The sequence below is a fragment of the Microcoleus sp. C2D2 genome (assembly GCF_036702495.1).
In the GTDB taxonomy this organism is placed as follows: domain Bacteria; phylum Cyanobacteriota; class Cyanobacteriia; order Cyanobacteriales; family Microcoleaceae; genus Microcoleus.
Genome location: NZ_JAUBTO010000002.1, coordinates 148,122 through 167,705 on the forward strand (window position 1 = coordinate 148,122; position 19,584 = coordinate 167,705).

The 19,584-nt window shown below is 45.5% G+C and carries 19 protein-coding genes; 9 read left to right on the forward strand and 10 right to left on the reverse strand.

Annotated elements, in window-relative coordinates:
- Positions 1-35: 35 nt before the first annotated feature.
- Positions 36-347 carry a co-chaperone GroES gene (gene groES / locus QUB61_RS01520; RefSeq protein WP_333100012.1) on the reverse strand — a complete coding sequence of 104 codons (312 nt, stop codon included), beginning with the start codon at positions 345-347 and terminating at the stop codon, positions 36-38.
- A 425-nt stretch (positions 348-772) separates the two neighbouring features.
- Here groES and QUB61_RS01525 point away from each other — a divergent pair, with 425 nt between their 5' ends.
- The 7 genes from QUB61_RS01525 (at position 773) to QUB61_RS01555 (ending at position 7,016) form a co-directional block, all read left to right on the forward strand.
- A complete protein-coding gene (locus QUB61_RS01525) occupies positions 773-1,198 on the forward strand; it encodes a ferredoxin (protein ID WP_333131312.1) in 426 nt (141 codons plus the stop codon).
- Positions 1,199-1,921: 723 nt separating this feature from the next.
- A complete protein-coding gene (locus tag QUB61_RS01530) occupies positions 1,922-2,572 on the forward strand; it encodes a response regulator transcription factor (protein ID WP_332958101.1) in 651 nt (216 codons plus the stop codon).
- Between the two features lie 336 nt (positions 2,573-2,908).
- Entirely contained in the window at positions 2,909-3,430 is a 522-nt protein-coding gene (locus QUB61_RS01535; protein WP_006633075.1) for a LabA-like NYN domain-containing protein, read from the forward strand.
- Positions 3,431-3,611: 181 nt separating this feature from the next.
- Entirely contained in the window at positions 3,612-5,252 is a 1,641-nt protein-coding gene (locus QUB61_RS01540; RefSeq protein WP_333131315.1) for a 2-isopropylmalate synthase, read from the forward strand.
- Between the two features lie 144 nt (positions 5,253-5,396).
- Positions 5,397-6,197, forward strand: coding sequence for a class I SAM-dependent methyltransferase (locus QUB61_RS01545; RefSeq protein WP_333131317.1), 801 nt, complete (start codon positions 5,397-5,399; stop codon positions 6,195-6,197).
- A gap of 37 nt (positions 6,198-6,234) precedes the next feature.
- On the forward strand, positions 6,235-6,552 hold the full coding sequence (locus tag QUB61_RS01550; protein WP_333131319.1) for an antitoxin family protein: 318 nt from the start codon (positions 6,235-6,237) through the stop codon (positions 6,550-6,552).
- Positions 6,546-7,016 (forward strand): type II toxin-antitoxin system VapC family toxin, encoded by a 471-nt coding sequence (locus QUB61_RS01555; protein WP_333131321.1) that lies wholly within the window; start codon positions 6,546-6,548, stop codon positions 7,014-7,016. Before QUB61_RS01550 ends, QUB61_RS01555 begins: the two co-directional genes overlap by 7 nt.
- 89 nt (positions 7,017-7,105) lie before the next feature.
- Here QUB61_RS01555 and hisC read toward each other — a convergent pair whose 3' ends face one another.
- The 4 genes from hisC to QUB61_RS01575 form a co-directional block, all read right to left on the reverse strand.
- Positions 7,106-8,152, reverse strand: coding sequence for a histidinol-phosphate transaminase (gene hisC, locus QUB61_RS01560; RefSeq protein WP_333131323.1), 1,047 nt, complete (start codon positions 8,150-8,152; stop codon positions 7,106-7,108).
- A 73-nt stretch (positions 8,153-8,225) separates the two neighbouring features.
- The gene (locus QUB61_RS01565; protein WP_333131325.1) at positions 8,226-8,939 is read right to left on the reverse strand and encodes a glycerophosphodiester phosphodiesterase family protein; all 714 of its coding nucleotides are present in this window, start codon (positions 8,937-8,939) and stop codon (positions 8,226-8,228) included.
- On the reverse strand, positions 8,936-9,790 hold the full coding sequence (locus QUB61_RS01570) for an alpha/beta hydrolase (protein ID WP_333131327.1): 855 nt from the start codon (positions 9,788-9,790) through the stop codon (positions 8,936-8,938). The genes QUB61_RS01565 and QUB61_RS01570 overlap by 4 nt, the downstream gene beginning before the upstream one ends.
- Positions 9,791-9,963: 173 nt before the next feature.
- Positions 9,964-11,247 (reverse strand): esterase-like activity of phytase family protein, encoded by a 1,284-nt coding sequence (locus tag QUB61_RS01575; RefSeq protein ID WP_333131329.1) that lies wholly within the window; start codon positions 11,245-11,247, stop codon positions 9,964-9,966.
- A gap of 21 nt (positions 11,248-11,268) precedes the next feature.
- Here QUB61_RS01575 and QUB61_RS01580 point away from each other — a divergent pair, with 21 nt between their 5' ends.
- Positions 11,269-12,603, forward strand: a complete 1,335-nt coding sequence (locus tag QUB61_RS01580) for a tetratricopeptide repeat protein (protein WP_333131331.1) — start codon at positions 11,269-11,271, stop codon at positions 12,601-12,603.
- Positions 12,604-12,673: 70 nt separating this feature from the next.
- Here the strand turns inward: QUB61_RS01580 and QUB61_RS01585 are convergent, their stop codons facing one another.
- From QUB61_RS01585 to QUB61_RS01595, 3 genes are all read right to left on the reverse strand, one after another.
- Positions 12,674-13,195, reverse strand: a complete 522-nt coding sequence (locus tag QUB61_RS01585) for a GNAT family N-acetyltransferase (protein WP_333131333.1) — start codon at positions 13,193-13,195, stop codon at positions 12,674-12,676.
- A 92-nt stretch (positions 13,196-13,287) separates the two neighbouring features.
- Positions 13,288-13,809, reverse strand: a complete 522-nt coding sequence (locus QUB61_RS01590; protein WP_333131335.1) for a GNAT family N-acetyltransferase — start codon at positions 13,807-13,809, stop codon at positions 13,288-13,290.
- Positions 13,810-14,054: 245 nt separating this feature from the next.
- A complete protein-coding gene (locus QUB61_RS01595) occupies positions 14,055-14,225 on the reverse strand; it encodes a hypothetical protein (protein WP_333131337.1) in 171 nt (56 codons plus the stop codon).
- Between the two features lie 32 nt (positions 14,226-14,257).
- On the opposite strand from QUB61_RS01595, the gene QUB61_RS01600 reads away from it, so the two are divergent.
- Complete coding sequence (locus tag QUB61_RS01600; protein ID WP_333131339.1) at positions 14,258-16,309, forward strand: ABC transporter ATP-binding protein; 2,052 nt, start codon at positions 14,258-14,260, stop codon at positions 16,307-16,309.
- Between the two features lie 339 nt (positions 16,310-16,648).
- Here QUB61_RS01600 and QUB61_RS01605 read toward each other — a convergent pair whose 3' ends face one another.
- Positions 16,649-17,407: a PEP-CTERM sorting domain-containing protein gene (locus QUB61_RS01605; protein WP_333131341.1), complete on the reverse strand. Its 759-nt coding sequence runs from the start codon at positions 17,405-17,407 to the stop codon at positions 16,649-16,651.
- Positions 17,408-17,970: 563 nt separating this feature from the next.
- On the reverse strand, positions 17,971-18,708 hold the full coding sequence (locus QUB61_RS01610) for a PEP-CTERM sorting domain-containing protein (RefSeq protein ID WP_333131343.1): 738 nt from the start codon (positions 18,706-18,708) through the stop codon (positions 17,971-17,973).
- Positions 18,709-19,584: the final 876 nt, after the last annotated feature.

A 19,584-nucleotide genomic window follows, 5' to 3' on the forward strand; every position in this document is an offset into this window, starting at 1 on the left:
TGACTGATGACTAAGGACGGATGACTAATGATTAATTAGTTAACGATCGCCAGAATGTCTTTTTCGGCTAGCAAGACGTATTCGTCGGTGCCGAGTTTGATGTCGGTGCCGGCGTATTTCGAGTAGAGAACTTTGTCGCCGACTTTGACTTCCATTTCAGTGCGAGTGCCGTCGTCGTTGCGCTTGCCGGGGCCCACGGCCGCGACTTCGCCTACTTGGGGCTTTTCCTTAGCTGTGTCGGGCAGAAGGATGCCGCCTGCGGTTTTTTCTTCGCTAGCGCTTACTTTCACGAACACGCGCTCGCCTAACGGTTTAACGGTAGAAACACTCAGTGATACTGCTGCCATAAATAAATCTCCAGATTACAGATTGTCGTCAGTCAGTCGTCAGGGGTCACGATGAAAGCAACAGCGGACTACTTACAACTGACATATTAGCACTCTCGACTCCTGAGTGCTAATTTAGCTTTAGTCAGGGGCGATCGCAACTTACTTGTCAGTACGGGTTCCCGAACCGAGAATGAGTAGGAGCGAAGGAGAGGGGGAGGGAGGGAGAGGGGGAGAGGGAGAGAGGGAGAGGGGAAGAGCGGGAGAGGGGAGAGTGCCATTCGCGGCGAAAAAGCCCGGATTTCGACTTGTTATGCGTTTAAAACTTGCCTCTTGCTTGCCCTCAATTTCTGAATAGTAAAAAACCTACCCTTGAGACGGGAGGGAGTGGGGGCTGTGGTGATGACTTTCGATCGCTAACCAATTACTGTTGACGAATGAATAAAATGCTTGAACATAACGATGAATCGTGCAGCCAAGGCTTGAGCGCTTGCGTCAAAAGCCTGGGCATCGCTCAAATCGAGCGGCATATTTTTATCTGTGCCGACCAAACCGTGCCCAAGTGCTGCTCGCGGCAAACCAGTCTGGAGGCTTGGAATTACTTAAAAAAACGCTTGCAAGAATTGGGGTTGGACAAGCCAAGTCCCGCTCGACCAACCTGTGTCTTTCGCACCAAAGCCAATTGCCTGCGAGTGTGCGCGTCGGGTCCGATTATGGTAGTCTATCCAGACGGAGTGTGGTACCGCGACGTTACTCCCCCCGTCATTGAGAGAATTATTCAGGAACATCTCCTAAACTCAAAGGTAGTTCAAGAATACGCTTTCTTGACTCATCCTTTGCCTGTACCTCAAAAGGCCGAGCCAAACATTTAATTAGAGCGCTGTTAAAGTACAGGGTTATAATTAAAGGTTAAGTTTAAGGTTAAGGGTGAGAATTTTAGATTGTTGGGCGCCCGGGCGATCGCACCTGCTACAGATAAAAAAACTGTAGTTAGGTTGTATTGGTAGTCGGGCTTCGCTTGTCCCTGGTGTTGCTCAAAAGGTACGCCCAAAAAAATCGATCGGAGAAAGTGTGAAATTTTGTGCAAAAGTTTCTCAGTGGCAGACACTAAGCAGTTTGCCAAACTAGACTAGAAACAGTTAAATACGTAAGTAGGGAGTCTGCTTAAATTTCTCTATATCAGAAGTATCATTTTAAACTGGGGCATCAACCTGCAATTAAACCGATCGAGATTAAATATTTAACGAAAGGCTCTCCCAGGGAGTCTCCAATCAATCAAGACCCATAGTTACGACGGGCGATGTTCGTCCATTAGACATCTGCAATAATTCTGGTCGGGCAAGCAGGATGCCTGCCATTGACCAGCTTTTCTGAAGATGTCCCTTATAGGTTTTGGCTCCGTTCCTAGTCGCAAGACATTTACAAACGGGCGTCGATAACTGGTTGGGAAGCGGTAACACCCGCCCCGCTTTCCCCTGAAGGCCATCCTTTCACCAGACGGCAGTCCTCCACCCCCAGCCGGGGTGGTGGCGCAGTGACGGAAAAAACACGAGTGAAAAAAAGGAAGCGAGCGGGATACTTTAGCGGGAATAAACATGACAAAAGACAATAATTCAGGAGATCAAAAACGGCTGATGCTGGTTGACGACGACCCGAACTTGATCCTGCTAGTCAAAGATTACTTGGAGTTTCGGGGTTACAACGTCATTACAGCAGAAAACGGCAGAGACGCTCTAGAAAAACTCGAACAAGAAGTGCCGGATTTGATCATCTGCGATGTGATGATGCCGGAAATGGACGGGTACACTTTAGTCAAATACATCAGAGAAGACCCGCGCACGAACTGGATTCCCGTTCTTTTCTTGTCCGCCAAAGGTCAAAGTTCAGACCGGGTAAAAGGCTTGAGCACTGGGGCTGACGTTTATATAGTCAAGCCTTTTGAACCAGAAGAACTGGTAGCGCAAGTAGAATCTTCTCTGAAAGCAGCATCCCGCTTGATTGGCCACTCAAATCCAGGTATTGAGAGCGGCCCAAAAATTAAGGCGCGCCGCAATGTCGAATTGACTCCCACTGAGTTAAAGGTGGTACAGTTGCTAGCGCAGGGTATGGCAAACCGCCAGATCGCAGACGTGATGAATGTCAGCCAGCGCACTATAGAGAGCCACGTCAGCAATATGCTGGGCAAAACAGGTCTGCACAACCGGACAGAGTTAGCTCGCTGGGCCCTTGAAAGCAAAAAGGCTTGAGCTGACTTACTCTGCGCCTTGAAATCAGGGGAGCAAAAGCGAGTGCTGTGCGCGAAGGTATGCCTGAAGAGGCGGTAAGGCCCGCTCGGCGGTAGTTTGAAGCCCCATAAACCTTGACACGGCAGCCGGTATTGAGTTAAAGGGCGTCTGGTTTGTGAGAGCCAGTCATCGAATGCAAGCAGGGTTAAAAGAGCCCTCTGGCGGTAGGGGCGAAAATATGAAATACTGGGGGGATGGGGTTTTCTGAAGTCTAATCTATTGCCTCGGTTAGCTCCATGTTGCTAAAATGTGATATTTAGATTAACTTCTTTCTACAATTATTAGGTCTAAGTTTCTATGACAAACTTAATGAACCGCCTTTCTATTTTTGTGGACGGGAACAATATGTTCTACGCTCAACAAAAGAACGGTTGGTTTTTTGATCCTCGCAGGGTGCTCGAATATTTCAAAACTTCGCAGCCGAATGTCATCTTGATTAATGCTTTCTGGTATACGGGCCTGAAAGACCCCCAAGATCAAAGGGGATTTCGAGATGCCTTGATAAGTCTGGGTTACACGGTTCGCACTAAGATTCTTAAGGAATATTACGACGATGCTTCGGGCAGATATTCTCAAAAGGCTAATTTAGACATTGAGATTGTGGTTGATATGTTTAATACGGTGGATCAGTACGACCAAGTTGTACTTTTTAGCGGGGATGGGGACTTTGAGCGGGCGATCGAGCTGCTGCGCTCGAAAAATACTCATATTACTGTGGTATCAACCGAAGGAATGATTGCTAGAGAGTTACGAAATGCTACAGATAGGTATATAGACCTAAATGAAATTAGGGAACATATCGAGAAAATGGATTATTAGTCAGTAGTTATTAGTCATTAGTCATTAGTCATTAGTCATTAGTCAGCAGTGAACAGTCAGTAGTTATGGGTTATGGTTTATTAATTATTCGTTATTGGCGCGAAACACGGGACTGGTGACTGGGGACTAATTGCCCAGAACAGCGGACAAGTAAAAATCAGGAAAACACTTTTTTAGATCTATGAAAACTCAACCAAGTCAAGACCGGATTATTATTTTTGATACGACTTTGCGGGACGGAGAACAATCTCCGGGTGCATCTCTGAATGGGGATGAAAAGCTGACGATCGCTCGCCAGTTAGCGAGATTGGGCGTGGATGTGATAGAAGCGGGTTTCCCTTTCACCAGCCCGGGAGATTTCGAGGCCGTCCAAAAAATAGCCCGCTCGGTGGGCACGGCAGATGGGCCGACAATTTGCGGTTTAGCAAGGGCAAGAAAGCCGGATATTAAAACAGCAGCAGAGGCTCTGAAACCAGCAGCAAATGCGCGAATTCATACGTTTCTGGCTACGTCTGATATTCACTTGGAGCATAAGCTGAAAAAGACGCGGGCTGAGGTTCTGGAAATTGTGCCGGAAATGGTGGCTTACGCTAAGTCTTTTGTGGATGATGTGGAGTTTTCGCCGGAAGATGCTTGTCGTTCGGAACCGGAGTTTTTGTATCAGGTCCTGGAAAGGGCGATCGCAGCCGGTGCGACTACTGTTAATATTCCCGATACTGTAGGCTACACGACTCCGAGCGAGTTTGGGGCTTTGATTCGGGGAATTAAGGAAAATGTGCCAAATATCGATCGCGCAATTATTTCGGTTCACGGTCACAATGACTTAGGATTGGCTGTTGCTAACTTTTTGGAAGCTGTGAAAAATGGCGCCAGACAGTTAGAATGCACGATTAACGGGATTGGCGAACGGGCGGGAAATGCAGCTCTGGAAGAGTTGGTAATGGCGCTTTACGTGCGGCGCCAATATTATAATCCGTTCTTGGGCAGGGCTGCGGATTCTGAGGAACCGCTGACAAATATTGACTCGCGCCAAATTTACAAAACATCGCGCTTGGTTTCCAATTTGACGGGGATGTTGGTGCAGCCAAATAAGGCGATTGTCGGCGCAAATGCTTTCGCTCACGAGTCGGGAATTCATCAAGACGGAGTGCTCAAAAATAAGCGGACATACGAGATTATGGACGCTGAGTCGATCGGCTTAACTGAAAATCAAATCGTGCTCGGTAAATTGTCGGGGCGCCACGCTTTCCACACTCGCTTGAAAGAGTTGGGTTTTCAAATGGCAGACGATGAGCTAAATAAGGCTTTTGTCAAGTTCAAAGATTTAGCGGACAAGAAAAAAGAGATTACTGATTGGGATTTAGAGGCGATCGCCAACAACGAAGTCCACCAAGCACCGGAACTTTTCCGGTTAGAATTGGTGCAAGTTTCCTGCGGCGACAAATCTCGCCCGACAGCAACTGTCACTGTGCGGAATCCGGCGGGCGAAGAATTGACCGATGCTGCGATCGGCACCGGGCCTGTGGATGCGGTTTACAGGGCAATTAACCGAGTTGTCAATGTCCCGAACGAGTTGATCGAGTTTTCTGTACAGTCGGTGACAGCGGGAATAGATGCGATCGGCGAAGTAACAATTCGCTTGCGCCACGAAGGCAAAGTATTTTCCGGTCACTCGGCAAATACCGACATTATCGTAGCCTCTGCAGAAGCTTACATCAGCGCTTTAAATCGGCTGTATCAGGCATTGCAGCATAGTGCTGAAAAATCCTCGGAACAGCCAACTCCGATCGGAAATCAAGTTGTTGCAGAAGCACAGCGCTGATAAATTTACTATCAGCCATTTTTCTTGAAACCAACCGCAGACGAACGCACATAACAGCAGATATATCTAAATAAATCTGCGTTAATCCGCGTTCATCTGCGGTTAAAAATTAAAAGCTTTTTTAGCAACAACAAACCGTAAAAAATGCAAGACGAAACTTTTAAAAAAGAGCGGGAATTCCACGATGCTTGGGCATCTACGATCGATATTGACGGCATTCGAGTCAATGATTACTTTGAAGCTTGCACCGCCCCAGAAAATAGATTTATTCTCAAACAGATGGGCGATATTACAGGCAAACGCCTCTTAGATTTAGGCTGCGGCGCGGGAGAAAACAGCGTTTATTTTGCTAAAAAAGGCGCGCATTGTGTGGCGGCGGACTATTCTCCTGGCATGGTAGAAGTTGCTCTGAAATTGGCAGAGAAAAACGGCGTCACAATAGAGGGCTGCACGGTGAATGCAATGGCGCTGGATTTCCCGGACAACAGTTTTGATATTGTTTACGCTTCTAATTTGCTGCACCATTTGCCGGAACCATCCAAGGCGATTCGCGAAATGCACCGCGTGCTGAAACCGGGCGGCAAAGCTTGTTTTTGGGACCCGATGAAGCACAATCCGGTGATTAATATTTACCGCAGGATGGCTACTGAGGTGCGGACGGAGGATGAAACTCCTTTGGATATTAATACTGTGAATTTTGTCAAGTCTTTGTTTTCGGAGACGGCTTACGATACGTTTTGGCTGACATCGTTGTGGATTTTTTTGCGCTTTTATTTGATAGAAAAAGTGCATCCCAATGAGGAGCGTTATTGGAAAAAGATTATCCTTGAACAAGAGAGATTGAAACCGGAATACTCTCGATTAGAAGGGTTGGATGAGATTTTGAAAAAGTTGCCTTTGATGAAACGCTTGGCTTGGAATTTGGCTGTGGTGGCAACGAAGTAATTAAAATAAGTCAAAGCATTTAATTAAGAGGGTAATTATGCCAGAAACTATTACTGCTATCTACGAAAACGGGGTTTTGCGTCCCCTGAGTCCTTTGTCATTGAATGATGGGGAAACTGTGCAAATCACAATTGTAGCGGAAGTTTCGCAGGAAGAACTCAAGGGCGATCGCGAAAAGGCGATTAAGTTGATGGATGTACGGGGATTGGTGCGTTTGCCAAAGAAACAGGGTAAGCTCGATCGAGCCGAATTAATCAAGCGCGCGCAGCAGTGGCGCGAATTAATGCAAAAAATGGAACCCCTACCAGGTAAGCCTCTCTCAGAAATGGTTATCGAGGATCGTGGCCCGTGGTAAATGCTTATTTTCTGGATACTAGCGCTTTAGTCAAACGATACGTGCCTGAAATAGGCAGTGACTGGATTTTATCGATTACCGATCCTGCTACAGATAACCATTTAGCTATTAGCCAAATTACTTGGGTGGAGGTACACAGCGCTTTTGCACGCCGTCTGCGGGATGGAAGTTTGTCTGCGCAGCGCTTTGATTTAATTGCGCAAAAAGTTAGGGAGGATTTTGAAAATGAATACCGAGTCATAGATGTCGATCAAACTTTGATAGAAACAGCCACCGAATTGGTGATGCAACATCCGCTGCGCGCTTATGATTCTGTACAGTTAGCCTCGGCTTTGCGCTTTCAATCTACTACTCTCCTTTCCCAGCCAGAAACTCGACTGATTTTTGTTTCGGCGGACAACAGATTGCTGGATATTGCTCATTCAGAAGGGTTGGCGATTGATAATCCTAATAATTATCCGTAATCAAGCTGTTTGTAGTGAGGAATGCAAGTCTTCATACAAATCAGAGGACTAAAGTCATCACTAGCAACTAATTTTAGTGCGATCGTTATTTATAGGATTTCTTTCAAAGTTTTAACCAATATTTGATTTTGTTCCTCCGTACCTACACTAATCCGCAACTTGTCTTCTAATCGTGGCTGATTGAAGTATCGAATCAATATTCCCCGTACTTTCAGTGTTTGATAAATCCTTTCTGCATCGCCGTTTGGTGGCCTAACTAACAAAAAGTTGGTTTGCGACGGCCAAACGTCAAAGCCTAACTCCTTGAAGCTAACGGCTAGTTTTGCTCGCGAAGCCTTAATCTTTTCGGCGTTGCCTGTTTTGTGGTCTCGATCGGCGATCGCAGCCGCCCCCACTGCATAGGCTAAAGCATCCACATTATAGCTGTCTTTGATTTTATTTAATTCAGCCAGCAGCCCCGGATTTGCTATGCCAAAACCCAGCCTCAATCCTGCCAGGGAATAACCTTTTGAAAGCGTCCTCAAAACTATAACATTACTGTACTTTTTTGTCAAGTTCAAAGCATTTTCTTCGGCGAAATCTACATAAGCTTCGTCGATCGCAAGAATGCCCGATAACTCTTTAGCAAGTTTCTCCAAATCTGCAATAGATATGGCTGTTCCCGATGGACTGTTTGGCGAAGCTACAAATGTCACTGCACCCTGGGCTGCTATTAGCAAATCGACTGGTAACTTGTAGTCGTCGGGATAAGGAACTTCAACAAATTCTGCATCTTGAATTGCTGCCAAAGTGCGGTACAATACATAGGTTGGCGCGGGACAAACAATCTGTTTACCAGATTCGCCCACAGCGCGAACTATCAAGTTTAATAAATCGTCGCTGCCGTTACCTACAACAATCCAATCGTCAGCAACTCCCAAAACTTGACTAGCAGCAATGCGGAAACTTTTGCCAGTTGGATCTGGATAGCGCCGCAAAATTTCTCCGTCTATTTCCTGAAGCACTTTTAAAGCTTTGGGAGAAGGCGGATAGGGATTTTCATTAGAATTTAATTTAATAATTTTTGTGCCTAGCGGTGGCTGTTCCCCCGGCACATAGCCAGACATTTCGTGGATGCTTTTGCGAAAATAATTCATCTATTAATTGAGTTTTGTGGAACGGGCATCTTGCCCGTTCTTGATAATGGTGCAAGATATAAAGTTAAACAAATTATATCAAACAATTAGTGACTATCCGCGTTATACCCAAATCAATTAACTTTTGCATATCCGCTCGATCGTCCACCGTCCAGGCCACAATGTCAACTCCCCGACTCCGGCTTTCTTGAATTAGTGCCGGGTTTTCCAGCAACACGCGATACAGACTGCTAATCAAATTATCCCGATGCGCCACAGCTTGAGCAAATTGAGTTTTGTATGCTTCTAGATTAGCAACAATGTGTCCGATCGCCAAATCGCCAGATAGCCGCCGCACTTGTTCCAGAAATCCATCGTTAAAGGAAGTAATAACGCATTTGTGTTGGATCTCTGCGCCCTTCAAAGTATTGACAAAATCCGCGACATCTGCATCAGACCACTCGCAGTGAGGTTTGACATCAAAATAAAGAAATTTGTCAACATTTTTGAGGATAGCTAATGATTCTTTTAAGGTAGGAATTTTTTCTTGTGAAAATTCATCGCTAAACCATTTTCCCGCATTAAGTGTCTGCAATTGGGACAGAGTTTTTTCCCTAACTTTGCCAGAAACTCCAGTGATTCTATCTAATGTGGCGTCGTGAAAAATCACTGGTACGTTGTCGGCGGATAGCTGGATGTCAAATTCGATCGAATGAGCTCCGCGGGCGATCGCCAGTTCAAAAGCTGCTAAAGTATTCTCGGGGGCGATCGCCGAAAATCCCCGATGTGCGATAATTTCTAAATTCACCGTCTTGTGCCCTCTAAAAAATCTGCCACAGTTTGATTAAAAGTTTCCGGTTCAGTCAAAAAAGACCAGTGATTCCCCCCTACTTTTGCAACGGTAAGATTTTTCAAGTATCTCTTGTATGGCTGCATTTGCCAAGCCATGCGATTTACACCTTTTTCCGGCTGTACAAACAAAGTCGGTATCTCAATATTTTTAGTTAAACCCGCAACTTTCATCACTTCTGCAAATATCTGATTTCGGGCTGCAATCGCAAATTTACTGCCCCAAGTTCCGTCTGATTTTTGTTCGATATGCTGTTGGAATACCATTTGCTGCACGTCACTCCAACCTGCGTATTCTCCCGATTGTTTTGCTGCTGCTTCTGCTTGGGATAAAGTCGCAAACGGGCCCACACATTTGAGACAGTCTAATTTTCGGTAAACAATTGGCAGGGTGAGTTTCATCGCGGCGGGCAATTTGGTGATGAAGATGGGGTCTACTAAAATCATACTGCAAAAGCGAGCCGGATTTTGCCTCGCCCAAATCGGTGCTAGTTTGCCCATCCAAGAATGTCCTAAAATGTGGGCGTCGGGCCAGTTGAGATGTGCCATCAAAGCTTCTAAATCTGCGATCGCACTTTCAAAAGTATAGCCTGTTTTCGGTTTGCTACTTTCTCCGTGACCGCGCATATCTGGCGCTACAATATGATAGCGGCTGGACAAGTAATTGCCCAAGCTAGTCCAGACACACGCACTATCTGCTAAACCGTGCAGCAGCAGCAAACGCGGAACTTTTTCTTTCCCTATTTCTGGCTGCCATTCTCGGTAAGAAAGTTCGATGTCTGGTAAGTGCAAAGTCTTACGAGTTGGCATAATTAGGGTATTTTATAGTTGGATAAATTTGATTTAACTTTTTTATGAACAGGCAAGATGCCTGTTCCACAAAGAGTGAATTTTATTGTACGGTTTTCCTCAATAGGCTTTCCGGCTTTTTTCACAAAGAAGAAATCTTCTTGTGGGGTGGGCTTCTAGCCCGCCCTTCTGACTTAACCTTGGCCCTTCAAGCTAAATAAAAGAAACTGAGTTTTCTGCGCTTCATCAAAATTGTCGTCACTGACCAAAACTAAACTTTTGCTGCCATCTGGCAACTGCGGTCCGAGGGTCATTCCCTCTAAATTGTACAGCGGAATCCCGAGTTCGCTTAAGTCTAGCAACAACTTTTTCTTAACAGGTTCGACCATTGTCGCTGGCCCTTTAAAACTCTGGATTCTCGAAGTATCTGTAGCCGCCCCAAGGGCTACTTGATAAATCCTAGCACTGTATCCCGACAGCCCAAAAGAACGTTCTAAACTCAAAATCTGACCGCCACCGACAGTTACTAATTCTGTTAAACCGTTCAAAACAGTCAGGGGAACTTGGTCTAAATTGTAAAGATTTTCCGACACTAATTGCGGCGTTTTATCGACGATAACATAATGTAAAAAACGCAGTTTCATTGCCTGTTCTGGGTCTAAATCTTGCATTAACGGCGCTTCCGTAGCTGCGAACAAACGAAACGGATCGAGACCGCCCGGACTAAAGGTTTCTGGGTCAATGGTTAAAGATTCAAAACCTAAATTTTCCCGCACTCCTTGCTGCTGTTTTTCATCGCTGGCATCGGGAATGTAGCGTTTGGGAATCGGCAAATTTCCCAGCAATTTCCCGGTTTTGAGGTCAAACTCTCCTACAAAAGGAGGGATGCCAGCATGAGTGACGCCTTCGCTGGCGACAAATACTGAATTGCGGGGAGAAAGGGCAATGCCTTCGGGATTGATGGCACCCCAAGAAAAGGTTTCACCGTCTGCTTTTTTGAGGGAGGTAACGCCTTCAACCGCAACTTTTTTGAGGCGAATATTTGCTGGATCGCTCGATGTGAGGTCGAGTCTGAGACTGTAAAATCTGGCTTCTCCGTTTTCGCTGGGGTCGTCGGAAAGAGCGTAAAAGCGATAAGCTTTGGAAGTGACTGTGCTAATACCTTTGGGGTCGTAGGTAATTCCTGACAAACCGCCGACTGGCGATCCTTCAAAATTGGTTTTTGGCAATTCGTACTCGCCCAAAAATTCTAGGGACATTTCAGGAAAAGAGCGGTCTCTAGCAACTGCGGGAGGGGGGGCGCAAGCTGTGCAAACAGTTAAGAGAATTAGGGCTAGACTGAATAAGCGTAAAATGCGTTGGCGAAGCCCTCGAAGAGGATCGCCCAGCGTCTTTAACTGAAAATAATTGCTCAGTACGGTAACTTGTATTTTGTTGCTCTTGTTGAACAGTTTGCTTTTGTGCCATCTTTGTGACATAATTTATACCGTTTTGTAGATATGCAAAACTTGATGTTTCGAGAAGGAATGCCGAATCGCGGCAACCAAATTTTGAGAATGAGAAGTTCTGCGCCAATTGGGTGCTTGCTTTTCTTGTGGCTGTGTGCTGGTTCTATTGCTAGCGCCCAAACTAATCCACCAGGGCTGGATCAATTTTCTCCTAATCCTCTAGAAATTACCACACCAGATCCCCTAACTCCCGCCAGTGAATCTTTGAGCAGCACTCAGCGGGAGGAACTGACAGCGGCTTTGGAAGAGTTAAACTTAGAAGCAGTGGCTAAACTGCAAGCTGGAGATGGGGCTGGTGCTTTTGAAATTTGGTTCCGAGAATTGCGACTGCGCAGGTATCTCGGCCCGGCGGCGGAAATTGCTGCTTTGAGTCGGGTGGGAAGTGTTGCTTGGAGTAACAGTAAAAACCTGGAACTACAGCTTATTACCAAACGGTTGCAAGCAATTCAAAAACAAGTAAAATCCCAAGTACCAGTTAATACTGAGTTGCTCCCCGCCTTGGCTGCGGCTTTTCAGCAGGTGCGCGCTAAAGGCCCGACTGTAGAAGTTTACCAAGAAATTCTCGAAAATGCGCGCCAAAACCAAGATATATTGGCTCAAGGTCAGATTTTGAAGGCGATCGCGCTAATTCACGTCAATTGGTTGAGTTACGATAAAGCTGCTTCCGTGTATGAGGAATTGGCAACTTTAATTCAGGAAAACCGCGCTTTATTTGCTGCTAATTCTGCTGTGCAAAATTCTGCTGTAGTTGCGGGAAACGGCGCGCCGCCGCAGGCTGTAACTCCTCCAACAGAGGTAGATACTCTGAGACAGTTGGCCTACGTTTACCAGCAGGCGAAACAACCCCTAAAAGCGATCGCCGCCCGTGAAAAACTAGCATCAGTGTATCTTAACTTACAAAATGCGAGCGCTATACCACCGCTCAAATTTGCGATCGCCACCGATTACCAAACCATAGGTCAAATCAATTTAGCAGCTCAATACTATCAGGAAGCATACAATTTAGCCGTCCCCATTCAACAGTATGCCCAAGCTAGTGAAGCTTTGGAGAAATTAGCTTTACTTTATAGATCGCAAAAGCAATGGGAGCCGACTTTGCGGATTTATCAAATGCAGTTGCTGTTAGAAGAGCGGGCTTACAATTTCTACGGATTGATGAACGCTTACGACAATATCGGTCAAGTTTATCAAGAGATGACGGCTTACGATAAAGCTTTGGAAGCCTATCAAAAAGGCTTGGAAGTGGCTAAAAGATTGGGACACAGACAAGAGTATTTTGCTAAGAAAATTCAAAAAGTTAACAAGCAATTGCAAAGGACTTCGTAGTTGTCAGCCGACAGTAATGCCAATTTGCGATGTGAGTAATTTAAATGCAGTAAGGTGCGCAATGCGCACCCTACGAAAATACTTGGGACTGGTAAATCTCTCGCGAAACAGAATAATATACTACATCAGTTTCGTAATAATGAGCATTTTTTTCATATTTCATGCCAACTTTCTGCATCACCCGCTGGGAGGCGATATTTTCTGGGCGGGCGACCGCAACTATTCTTTCCAACTTTAATATTTGAAATCCATAGTTGAGACTAGCAAAAGATGCTTCAGTCGCCAATCCTTGATTCCAATAAGCTTTGTCGAGGGTATAGCCTAGCTCAACTTCCGGTGTCTTGTCCAAAAAAAACAGTCCGCAGCGACCAATCATTTTACGGTCTATTTTATGTACTAAAGCCCACATTCCGAAGTTGTTTTCTTCCCAACACTTGAGCATGGTATGAATGGCTATTTCTGTTGCTTCTCTAGTTCTAACTCCTCCGAGGTATTTCATTATTTCCGGATCGCTGTAGATGCGGTACAGATCGTCTAAGTCTTCAGGCGTAAATTGTCTCAGATACAATCGGGCTGTCTCTATCTCTTGCATGATGAAATTATAACCTCTACCACTAGATTGTAATACCAGTTTTGACAAGTCTTGCTACAAACATTTAGGTTGGATTTCCTTCCTCAACTCAACTAAACTACTTTTGACTGGTAGATTTTTCGCGAGATCGAATAATATACTCGATCGCGATCGCGATAATCAAAGTTATGCTGGTATTTCATCCCCATTTTTTCCATTACCCGCCGCGAGGATCTGTTTTCGGTATCTGCAACAGCAACAATTTTTTCTAGTTTTAATACTTCAAATCCGTACTTGAGGCTAGCCGCTGCAACTTCCGATGCTAAACCTTTCCCCCAATACGCTTTTGCTAACACGTAACCGACTTCTACTTCAGGTGTTTTGCCTAAGAAGCGAAGCCCCCCGTCGCCGCTCAATTCGTTATTTTGTTTATTGACAACAGCCCACAAACCGAAAGCGTTTTTTTCCCAATCAGCGATTATCCCAAATAAATCGGCTGCTGTTTCTTCTCTATTTCTGACGCCTTCGCTAACATATTTCATCACCTCTGAATCGCTGTATATGCGGTACAGATCGTCTAAGTCATTTGGCGTAAATTGTCTCAGATACAATCGGGCTGTCTCTATTTCTTGCATAAGTTCTCAGCAAAAAGTCTAATACACTTTCCTGGGGACGACGGTGAAATGTAGAATCTATCTCTTCAATGCAGTGAACTGCATTTTGAAAAGCCCGCATTTGAGCCAGCAAATAAAAGCAGTGGCAAACTCTATCTCCAAAGGCATAAAGTGGCAAGTAGCGGGTATCCGCAGTTGTAATAAATATGGGCGACTGAGTGCTGTCGGGAGCGAGAATTTGCGGGCTCTGTAGAATATCCCCTAATTTAACTGACTCTATTTGCTACAATTATTAGTTGGATATATTGTACAGCTTTTTGGCTGAAATACCGATCGAACCGATCTCGCCAGCAAGCCCTACAAGCCGCGCAGCGAAAAAAAAGCTCGATATCCTCAGCAAAAGCCCCCGAATTTAGCAGCATAATAGCTTCTGCCATTCTTTAATCTAAAATCTAAAATCTAAAATCGGATGACAATTTCCTCACCAGTAGCAGACACCAAAAACCAACCCGGCCGCGACACAGACTGGCGGTTATTCATGAGGTTGGCATCTTACGCATGGCGCAGCAAACGCTTGTTGATTATTTCGATCGCACTATTAGTACCGCTAGCAGTCTCAGGAGCAATTCAACCGATTCTCATCGGACAGGCAATTTCCGTAATTCGCTCGGAACCTACCTATGAATTTTTGCGGGGATTGCCTTTATCTGCAGCATTGAATATTCTGGCAGTTTTGCTGATGCTAACTATAACAATTAGATTGGCACTGCAATCAGTTCAAGGCTATTTAGTCACGAAAGTAGGGCAAATAATTACTACTGATATTAGAAATGATTTGTTCGTCCACGTCACATCGCTAGCAGTCAGATTTTTTGACCGCACTCCTGTAGGTAAACTGATGACTCGCCTCACCAGCGATGTGGAAGCTTTGGGGGAAGTGTTTTCCAGCGGGGCGATCGGCATTGTCAGCGATTTATTTTCAATTTTAGTAATTGCCATTTTCATGTTTACCCTGCAGTGGCAACTAGCTTTAATGTTAGTGCTGATGATGATACCAATTACCGGAGTCATAGTTTATTTCCAGCATCAATATCGCCAAGCAAATTACACTACCAGAGAAGAACTTTCCGATCTCAACTCACAACTGCAAGAAAACCTGACGGGTATTAGCGTAGTGCAGCTATTCCGCCGCGAAAGATTCAACTCAGAATTGTTTCGCGTCACCAATAAACTCTACATTAAAGCAGTTGATACAACTATTTTTTACGACTCAGCCGTATCTGCGACATTAGAATGGATTGCTTTAGTGGCGATCGCAGCCGTTTTGTGGATGGGCGGTCAAAGGCTTCTGCAAGGTACTCTTAACTTCGGTACTCTCTCTGCATTTATTTTATTTGCTCAGCGTCTCTTCGATCCGCTGCGGCAGTTTGCCGAGAAATTCACTGCAATTCAAGCAGGATTTACGGCCGTCGAACGGATTAGCGATATTCTCAACGAACCGATCGAAATTAAAGATCCAACCACCTGGAAGAAGGAAGAAGGAAGAGGGAAGAAGGAAGAAGGAAGAGGGAAGAAGGAAGAAGGAAGTCGGGCAGGTTATTCACCGTGGTTGATAACTGGACATCCAGAGACAACTGCTTACAACTTGTCTCCGTTCGATCGAGAATTGGCAGATCATCATCAAAATCCAGCAAGTTCAGAATATCGTTTATTGCCTAACAATCCCAAATTAACCCCCCCCAACCCCCCCAAGCTTCGGGGGGGAAAAAAGGCCAAATCGCAGAATTCTGAATCGGGAGAAATCCACTTCGACAACGTGTGGTTTGCTTACAAACAAGACGAATATGTCCTGCAAAACCTCAATTTCACCATCAAATCCGGCGAAAAAGTAGCATTAGTCGGCCCTACGGGTGCGGGCAAAAGTTCGATTATCCGTCTCCTCTGCCGCCTTTACGAGCCCACCCGAGGGCGGATTCTGGTTAATAATGTGGATATTCGGGATTTGCCTCAAGCAGAGTTGCGCCGCCACATAGGCGTGATTATCCAAGATGGCTTTCTATTTGCTGGTGACGTGAAGAGCAATATCAGCCTGGGAGAAAATTACTCGATTGAGGAAATTCAAGCAGCAGCAGAAAAGACAAATGTTGCCCGATTAATTGAGGAATTGCCTCAAGGTTATGATACGCAATTGCGGGAACGGGGAACCAATCTTTCGGGGGGACAAAAGCAATTATTAGCGTTTGCTCGCGCCGCTATTCGCAATCCCAGTATATTAGTGCTCGACGAGGCAACTGCTAGTTTGGATGTGGGGACGGAAGCTTTAATTCAAGAAGCTCTAGAGCGTTTGATGGCGGACAGAACGGCGATAATTATTGCACACCGACTCTCGACTATCCGAAATGTCGATCGCATTTTAGTGCTCAAACGCGGCCAATTAGTAGAGTCTGGCAGCCACGAAGAATTGTTGCAGCAAGAAGGGTTGTATGCCAGTTTGTACAAGCTGCAAATGCTGGGAAGTTAACCGAAGAAGGAAGAAGGAAGAAGGAAGGAAGAGGCTTTTTCTTGACGGAGTGACAACGCCTCTGGAACCTTGATGGTAAAAGCATTGAAGCCGCTGAAGCTCAAAAAAGATAGTGCATTATGGACAGGCTTATTGACTCATAAGATTGTCCGAGATCCCCTGGAACCTGATTCAAGGCATCTCACCACTCTCTTTTATTGACTTACGCACAGCAAGCGTATCTTTTCGCTTGGTCACTCAACTCAAAACCTTTTGGGTGTTTGTTGAGGGAGTAGTGGGCTGCACTTTCAGGTGGGTTTTCGAGCAAACTGTTGCCCGCAAATTCTGTCAAACGATAGATTAACCTTGTGACGGTGTTTTATGCTGCTGATTTGATTTCTTTCGTTTCAGCCATCCTCCCAAGCCTAAGGCTATAGCTGAACCAAAGATTGTGGTTGGTTCAGGCACAGGCTCGGCAACCTCGGCGGTTTCAACTATCAGCCTTGGTTGGATACCAGAAAATTGGCCTCTTTCCAGGGCGAGACTACCAAAGTTCAAGGCGCGAATGCCAAACCCAGCAAAAGTATCGCCATTGCTAACTCGCTGATTAACAAACGGAGTCACGTCAAAGCTAAGAATATCACCGGCAGATGATGATGAAACATCTACAGAACTTAAAAATACTCCCGCTTCAAAATCTGAGGCATCGACTGTTCCGTTTCCTACATAGCCGAAGATACCAAGACTACCAGGGTTAGTAGCGCTCACTCCAAGACCATAGACTAGAAAAGTTAAAATCTCAGCCTGAAAAACAGCACTGCTAATAACTGTATTAGGGGCAAGAGAAAAACTGCCGATATTGAATTCGGCAAACTGTCCTATTTCACCAATCGTTCCCCTCACCACAGTATCAAAATTACCAGGGAAAACCAGGTCTCCCAGTCCGTCAAAGCGACCGGGGCCACCGAAGTAATATTGATCATCTAAATCTATGACTTCAAAAGTGATAGTAGGTGCAAAGGTAAACGAAGCTGCTTTAGCTTCGGGGCTTGCTCCCAGAACAAAACCTAGAGCAGTGCAAACAGAGGCAACTGCGACTTTGTCGTAAAAATTTTTCATGAGAACTAAATTTCCTTTTATAGTAAACAACTTGACAGGAAAGCTCACTCAGTAATCAAATTACTTAAATACTAGCTAGCTTACTTAAAAAACCCTAGTTGTGTATTTAAATTATTAAATCTTAACCAGAAGGTGAGCTGCATAAATGCTGTAGAGAGCAGGTAGCGTGAGCCATTACCAAAACACCACCCCTGTTAAGCTTGCTAGATTGAAAAGTCGTTTAAAAAATCAACCGGATGAATTCATTAACTTTATTTCAGGATATTAACAGCGACATCATCAGCATCTTGAACCGAGTGCTGTGGAGAGAACTGGCTTACGCCTGCATCTGAGGAGTGTGGCAGGGCGAACGGCGGGCGTGAAGCAACCGTCAGCCAAATAACCGAATTAGCCACCATCACCGCAATGCTGTTCCGCGCGTGGCAGTGGTGGCCGCATCAGCTTGTGCTGTTAACCGTGCTGCCTCAATGTGCGTTTTGGGTGTTTGTTAGGGGATTAGTCGGCTGCACTTTCAGGTGGGTTTTCGAGCAAACTGTTGCCAGCAAATTCTGTCAAACGATAGATTAACCTTGTGACGTTGTTTTATTTTGAGGAGTTGATTTCTTTCGTTTCAGCCATCCTCCCACGCATAAGCCTATAGCTGAACCAAAGATTGTGGTTGGTTCAGGCACAGGCTCGGCAACCTCGGCGGTTTCAACTATCAGCCTGGGCTGGCTACCAGGAATATCAGAACCCTTCAGGCTGAGGCCACCCAAGTTCAAGGCGCGAATGCCAAACCCAGCAAAAGGATTGTTGTTGCTAACTCCCTGCTTAACAAAGTCAGTTACGTCCCACTCAACAACAGCGCCGGGAGACAACCCTGAAACATCTACAGAACTTAACAATACTCCCGCCTCCAAATCTGATGGATCGGGTGTTCCGTTTCCTGCAAAACCGAAGAGGCGAAGACTACCAGGGTTAATGTTATTAACCCCAAGACCACTGACTTTAAAACTAGAAATATCAGCCCGAAAAATAGCACTGATAATATTAGGGATCTGAGAAAAACTGCCGATATTGAATTCTGCAAACTGTGCTGCTTCACCCTGTGTTCCCTTCAGAACAATAGGAAGAGGTTCAGGCAAAATTTCGTCTCCCAGCCCGTCAAAGCTATTAACACCGTCGTTAACATCTAGGACTCCAAAAGTCGTAGTAGGTTGCAAGGTCATTGAAACTGCTTTAGCTTCTTGGTTTGCTCCCAGGGCAAAACCTAGAGCGGTGCAAACAGAGGCAACTGCGACTTTGTGGTAGAGATTGTTCATGAAAACTAAATTTCCTTTTATCGTAAACAACTTGACTGGAAAGCTGACTCAGTAATCCAACTACCTAAATACTAACTACCTTACTTAAAAAACGCCAGTTCTTTATAAAGTTCATTAAATCTTCACAATAAAGTTCATTAAATCTTCACAATAAAGTTACCTGGATAAATGCTGTAGAGAGCAGGTAGCGTGACCATTACAAAAACAGAACCGCTGCGAATCCTCGCCTTACACCGAATCATCCATCCACCCGCACTCCAAGCAATCCCAGTGAATCGGGGGTGTTTCGTATTTGGGATAAGTCATTTCTCCGCGGGGACACCGGCCAGTAAACAGTGGGTGGGTATCCAAAAGTTCTAACTGTTGTTCCCAAGTCCACCCCTATCGGGCGTTGCAGGATAAGTTCGCCGCTGTAGTAGCTTGCACATTCGGGTTCCCATTGTTCCTCCGGCGGGGCGTTGGGGTTGAGGGGGTGACAAGCAGGTTGAAAGCAAAGCTGCGTCAAGGTTTTGAGTTGAGTGACCGAGCGAAAATATCTTCGCGGGCGCGAGTCAATAAAAGAGAGTGGCGAGATCGTTTCAATCACGTTCAAGGCGATCTGGGACGATCTTATGAGTAAGATAAGCCTGTCAATAATCCGCTATCTTTTTTAAGGATCAGGGGCTTCAATGCTTTTACCATCAAGGTTCCAGAGGCGTTGTCACCCCGTCAATGATTTTTCCCCTCGGACCCTCGGACACTCGGATACTCTCGCCTATGGGTAGCAGCTTATTATATCAAGTCTGATAGTGAATACCCTGTAAGGAATGAGAATTAAATAACTTCCACAAGGAAAGTGGGATGGGCGTCCCGCCCGTCCTTTTTGGACGGGCGGGA

What these genes read in the sequence shown, in the direction of transcription:
- QUB61_RS01610 (WP_333131343.1), bottom strand. Translation starts at nt 18,708, where the DNA reads ATGAACAATCTCTACCACAAAGTCGCAGTTGCCTCTGTTTGCACCGCT.
- QUB61_RS01535 (WP_006633075.1), top strand. Translation starts at nt 2,909, where the DNA reads ATGACAAACTTAATGAACCGCCTTTCTATTTTTGTGGACGGGAACAAT.
- QUB61_RS01580 (WP_333131331.1), top strand. Translation starts at nt 11,269, where the DNA reads ATGCAAAACTTGATGTTTCGAGAAGGAATGCCGAATCGCGGCAACCAA.
- QUB61_RS01530 (WP_332958101.1), top strand. Translation starts at nt 1,922, where the DNA reads ATGACAAAAGACAATAATTCAGGAGATCAAAAACGGCTGATGCTGGTT.
- QUB61_RS01605 (WP_333131341.1), bottom strand. Translation starts at nt 17,407, where the DNA reads ATGAAAAATTTTTACGACAAAGTCGCAGTTGCCTCTGTTTGCACTGCT.
- QUB61_RS01525 (WP_333131312.1), top strand. Translation starts at nt 773, where the DNA reads ATGCTTGAACATAACGATGAATCGTGCAGCCAAGGCTTGAGCGCTTGC.
- QUB61_RS01570 (WP_333131327.1), bottom strand. Translation starts at nt 9,790, where the DNA reads ATGCCAACTCGTAAGACTTTGCACTTACCAGACATCGAACTTTCTTAC.
- QUB61_RS01600 (WP_333131339.1), top strand. Translation starts at nt 14,258, where the DNA reads ATGACAATTTCCTCACCAGTAGCAGACACCAAAAACCAACCCGGCCGC.
- QUB61_RS01590 (WP_333131335.1), bottom strand. Translation starts at nt 13,809, where the DNA reads ATGCAAGAAATAGAGACAGCCCGATTGTATCTGAGACAATTTACGCCA.
- QUB61_RS01575 (WP_333131329.1), bottom strand. Translation starts at nt 11,247, where the DNA reads ATGTCACAAAGATGGCACAAAAGCAAACTGTTCAACAAGAGCAACAAA.
- QUB61_RS01540 (WP_333131315.1), top strand. Translation starts at nt 3,612, where the DNA reads ATGAAAACTCAACCAAGTCAAGACCGGATTATTATTTTTGATACGACT.
- hisC (WP_333131323.1), bottom strand. Translation starts at nt 8,152, where the DNA reads ATGAATTATTTTCGCAAAAGCATCCACGAAATGTCTGGCTATGTGCCG.
- groES (WP_333100012.1), bottom strand. Translation starts at nt 347, where the DNA reads ATGGCAGCAGTATCACTGAGTGTTTCTACCGTTAAACCGTTAGGCGAG.
- QUB61_RS01550 (WP_333131319.1), top strand. Translation starts at nt 6,235, where the DNA reads ATGCCAGAAACTATTACTGCTATCTACGAAAACGGGGTTTTGCGTCCC.
- QUB61_RS01545 (WP_333131317.1), top strand. Translation starts at nt 5,397, where the DNA reads ATGCAAGACGAAACTTTTAAAAAAGAGCGGGAATTCCACGATGCTTGG.
- QUB61_RS01585 (WP_333131333.1), bottom strand. Translation starts at nt 13,195, where the DNA reads ATGCAAGAGATAGAGACAGCCCGATTGTATCTGAGACAATTTACGCCT.
- QUB61_RS01595 (WP_333131337.1), bottom strand. Translation starts at nt 14,225, where the DNA reads ATGGCAGAAGCTATTATGCTGCTAAATTCGGGGGCTTTTGCTGAGGAT.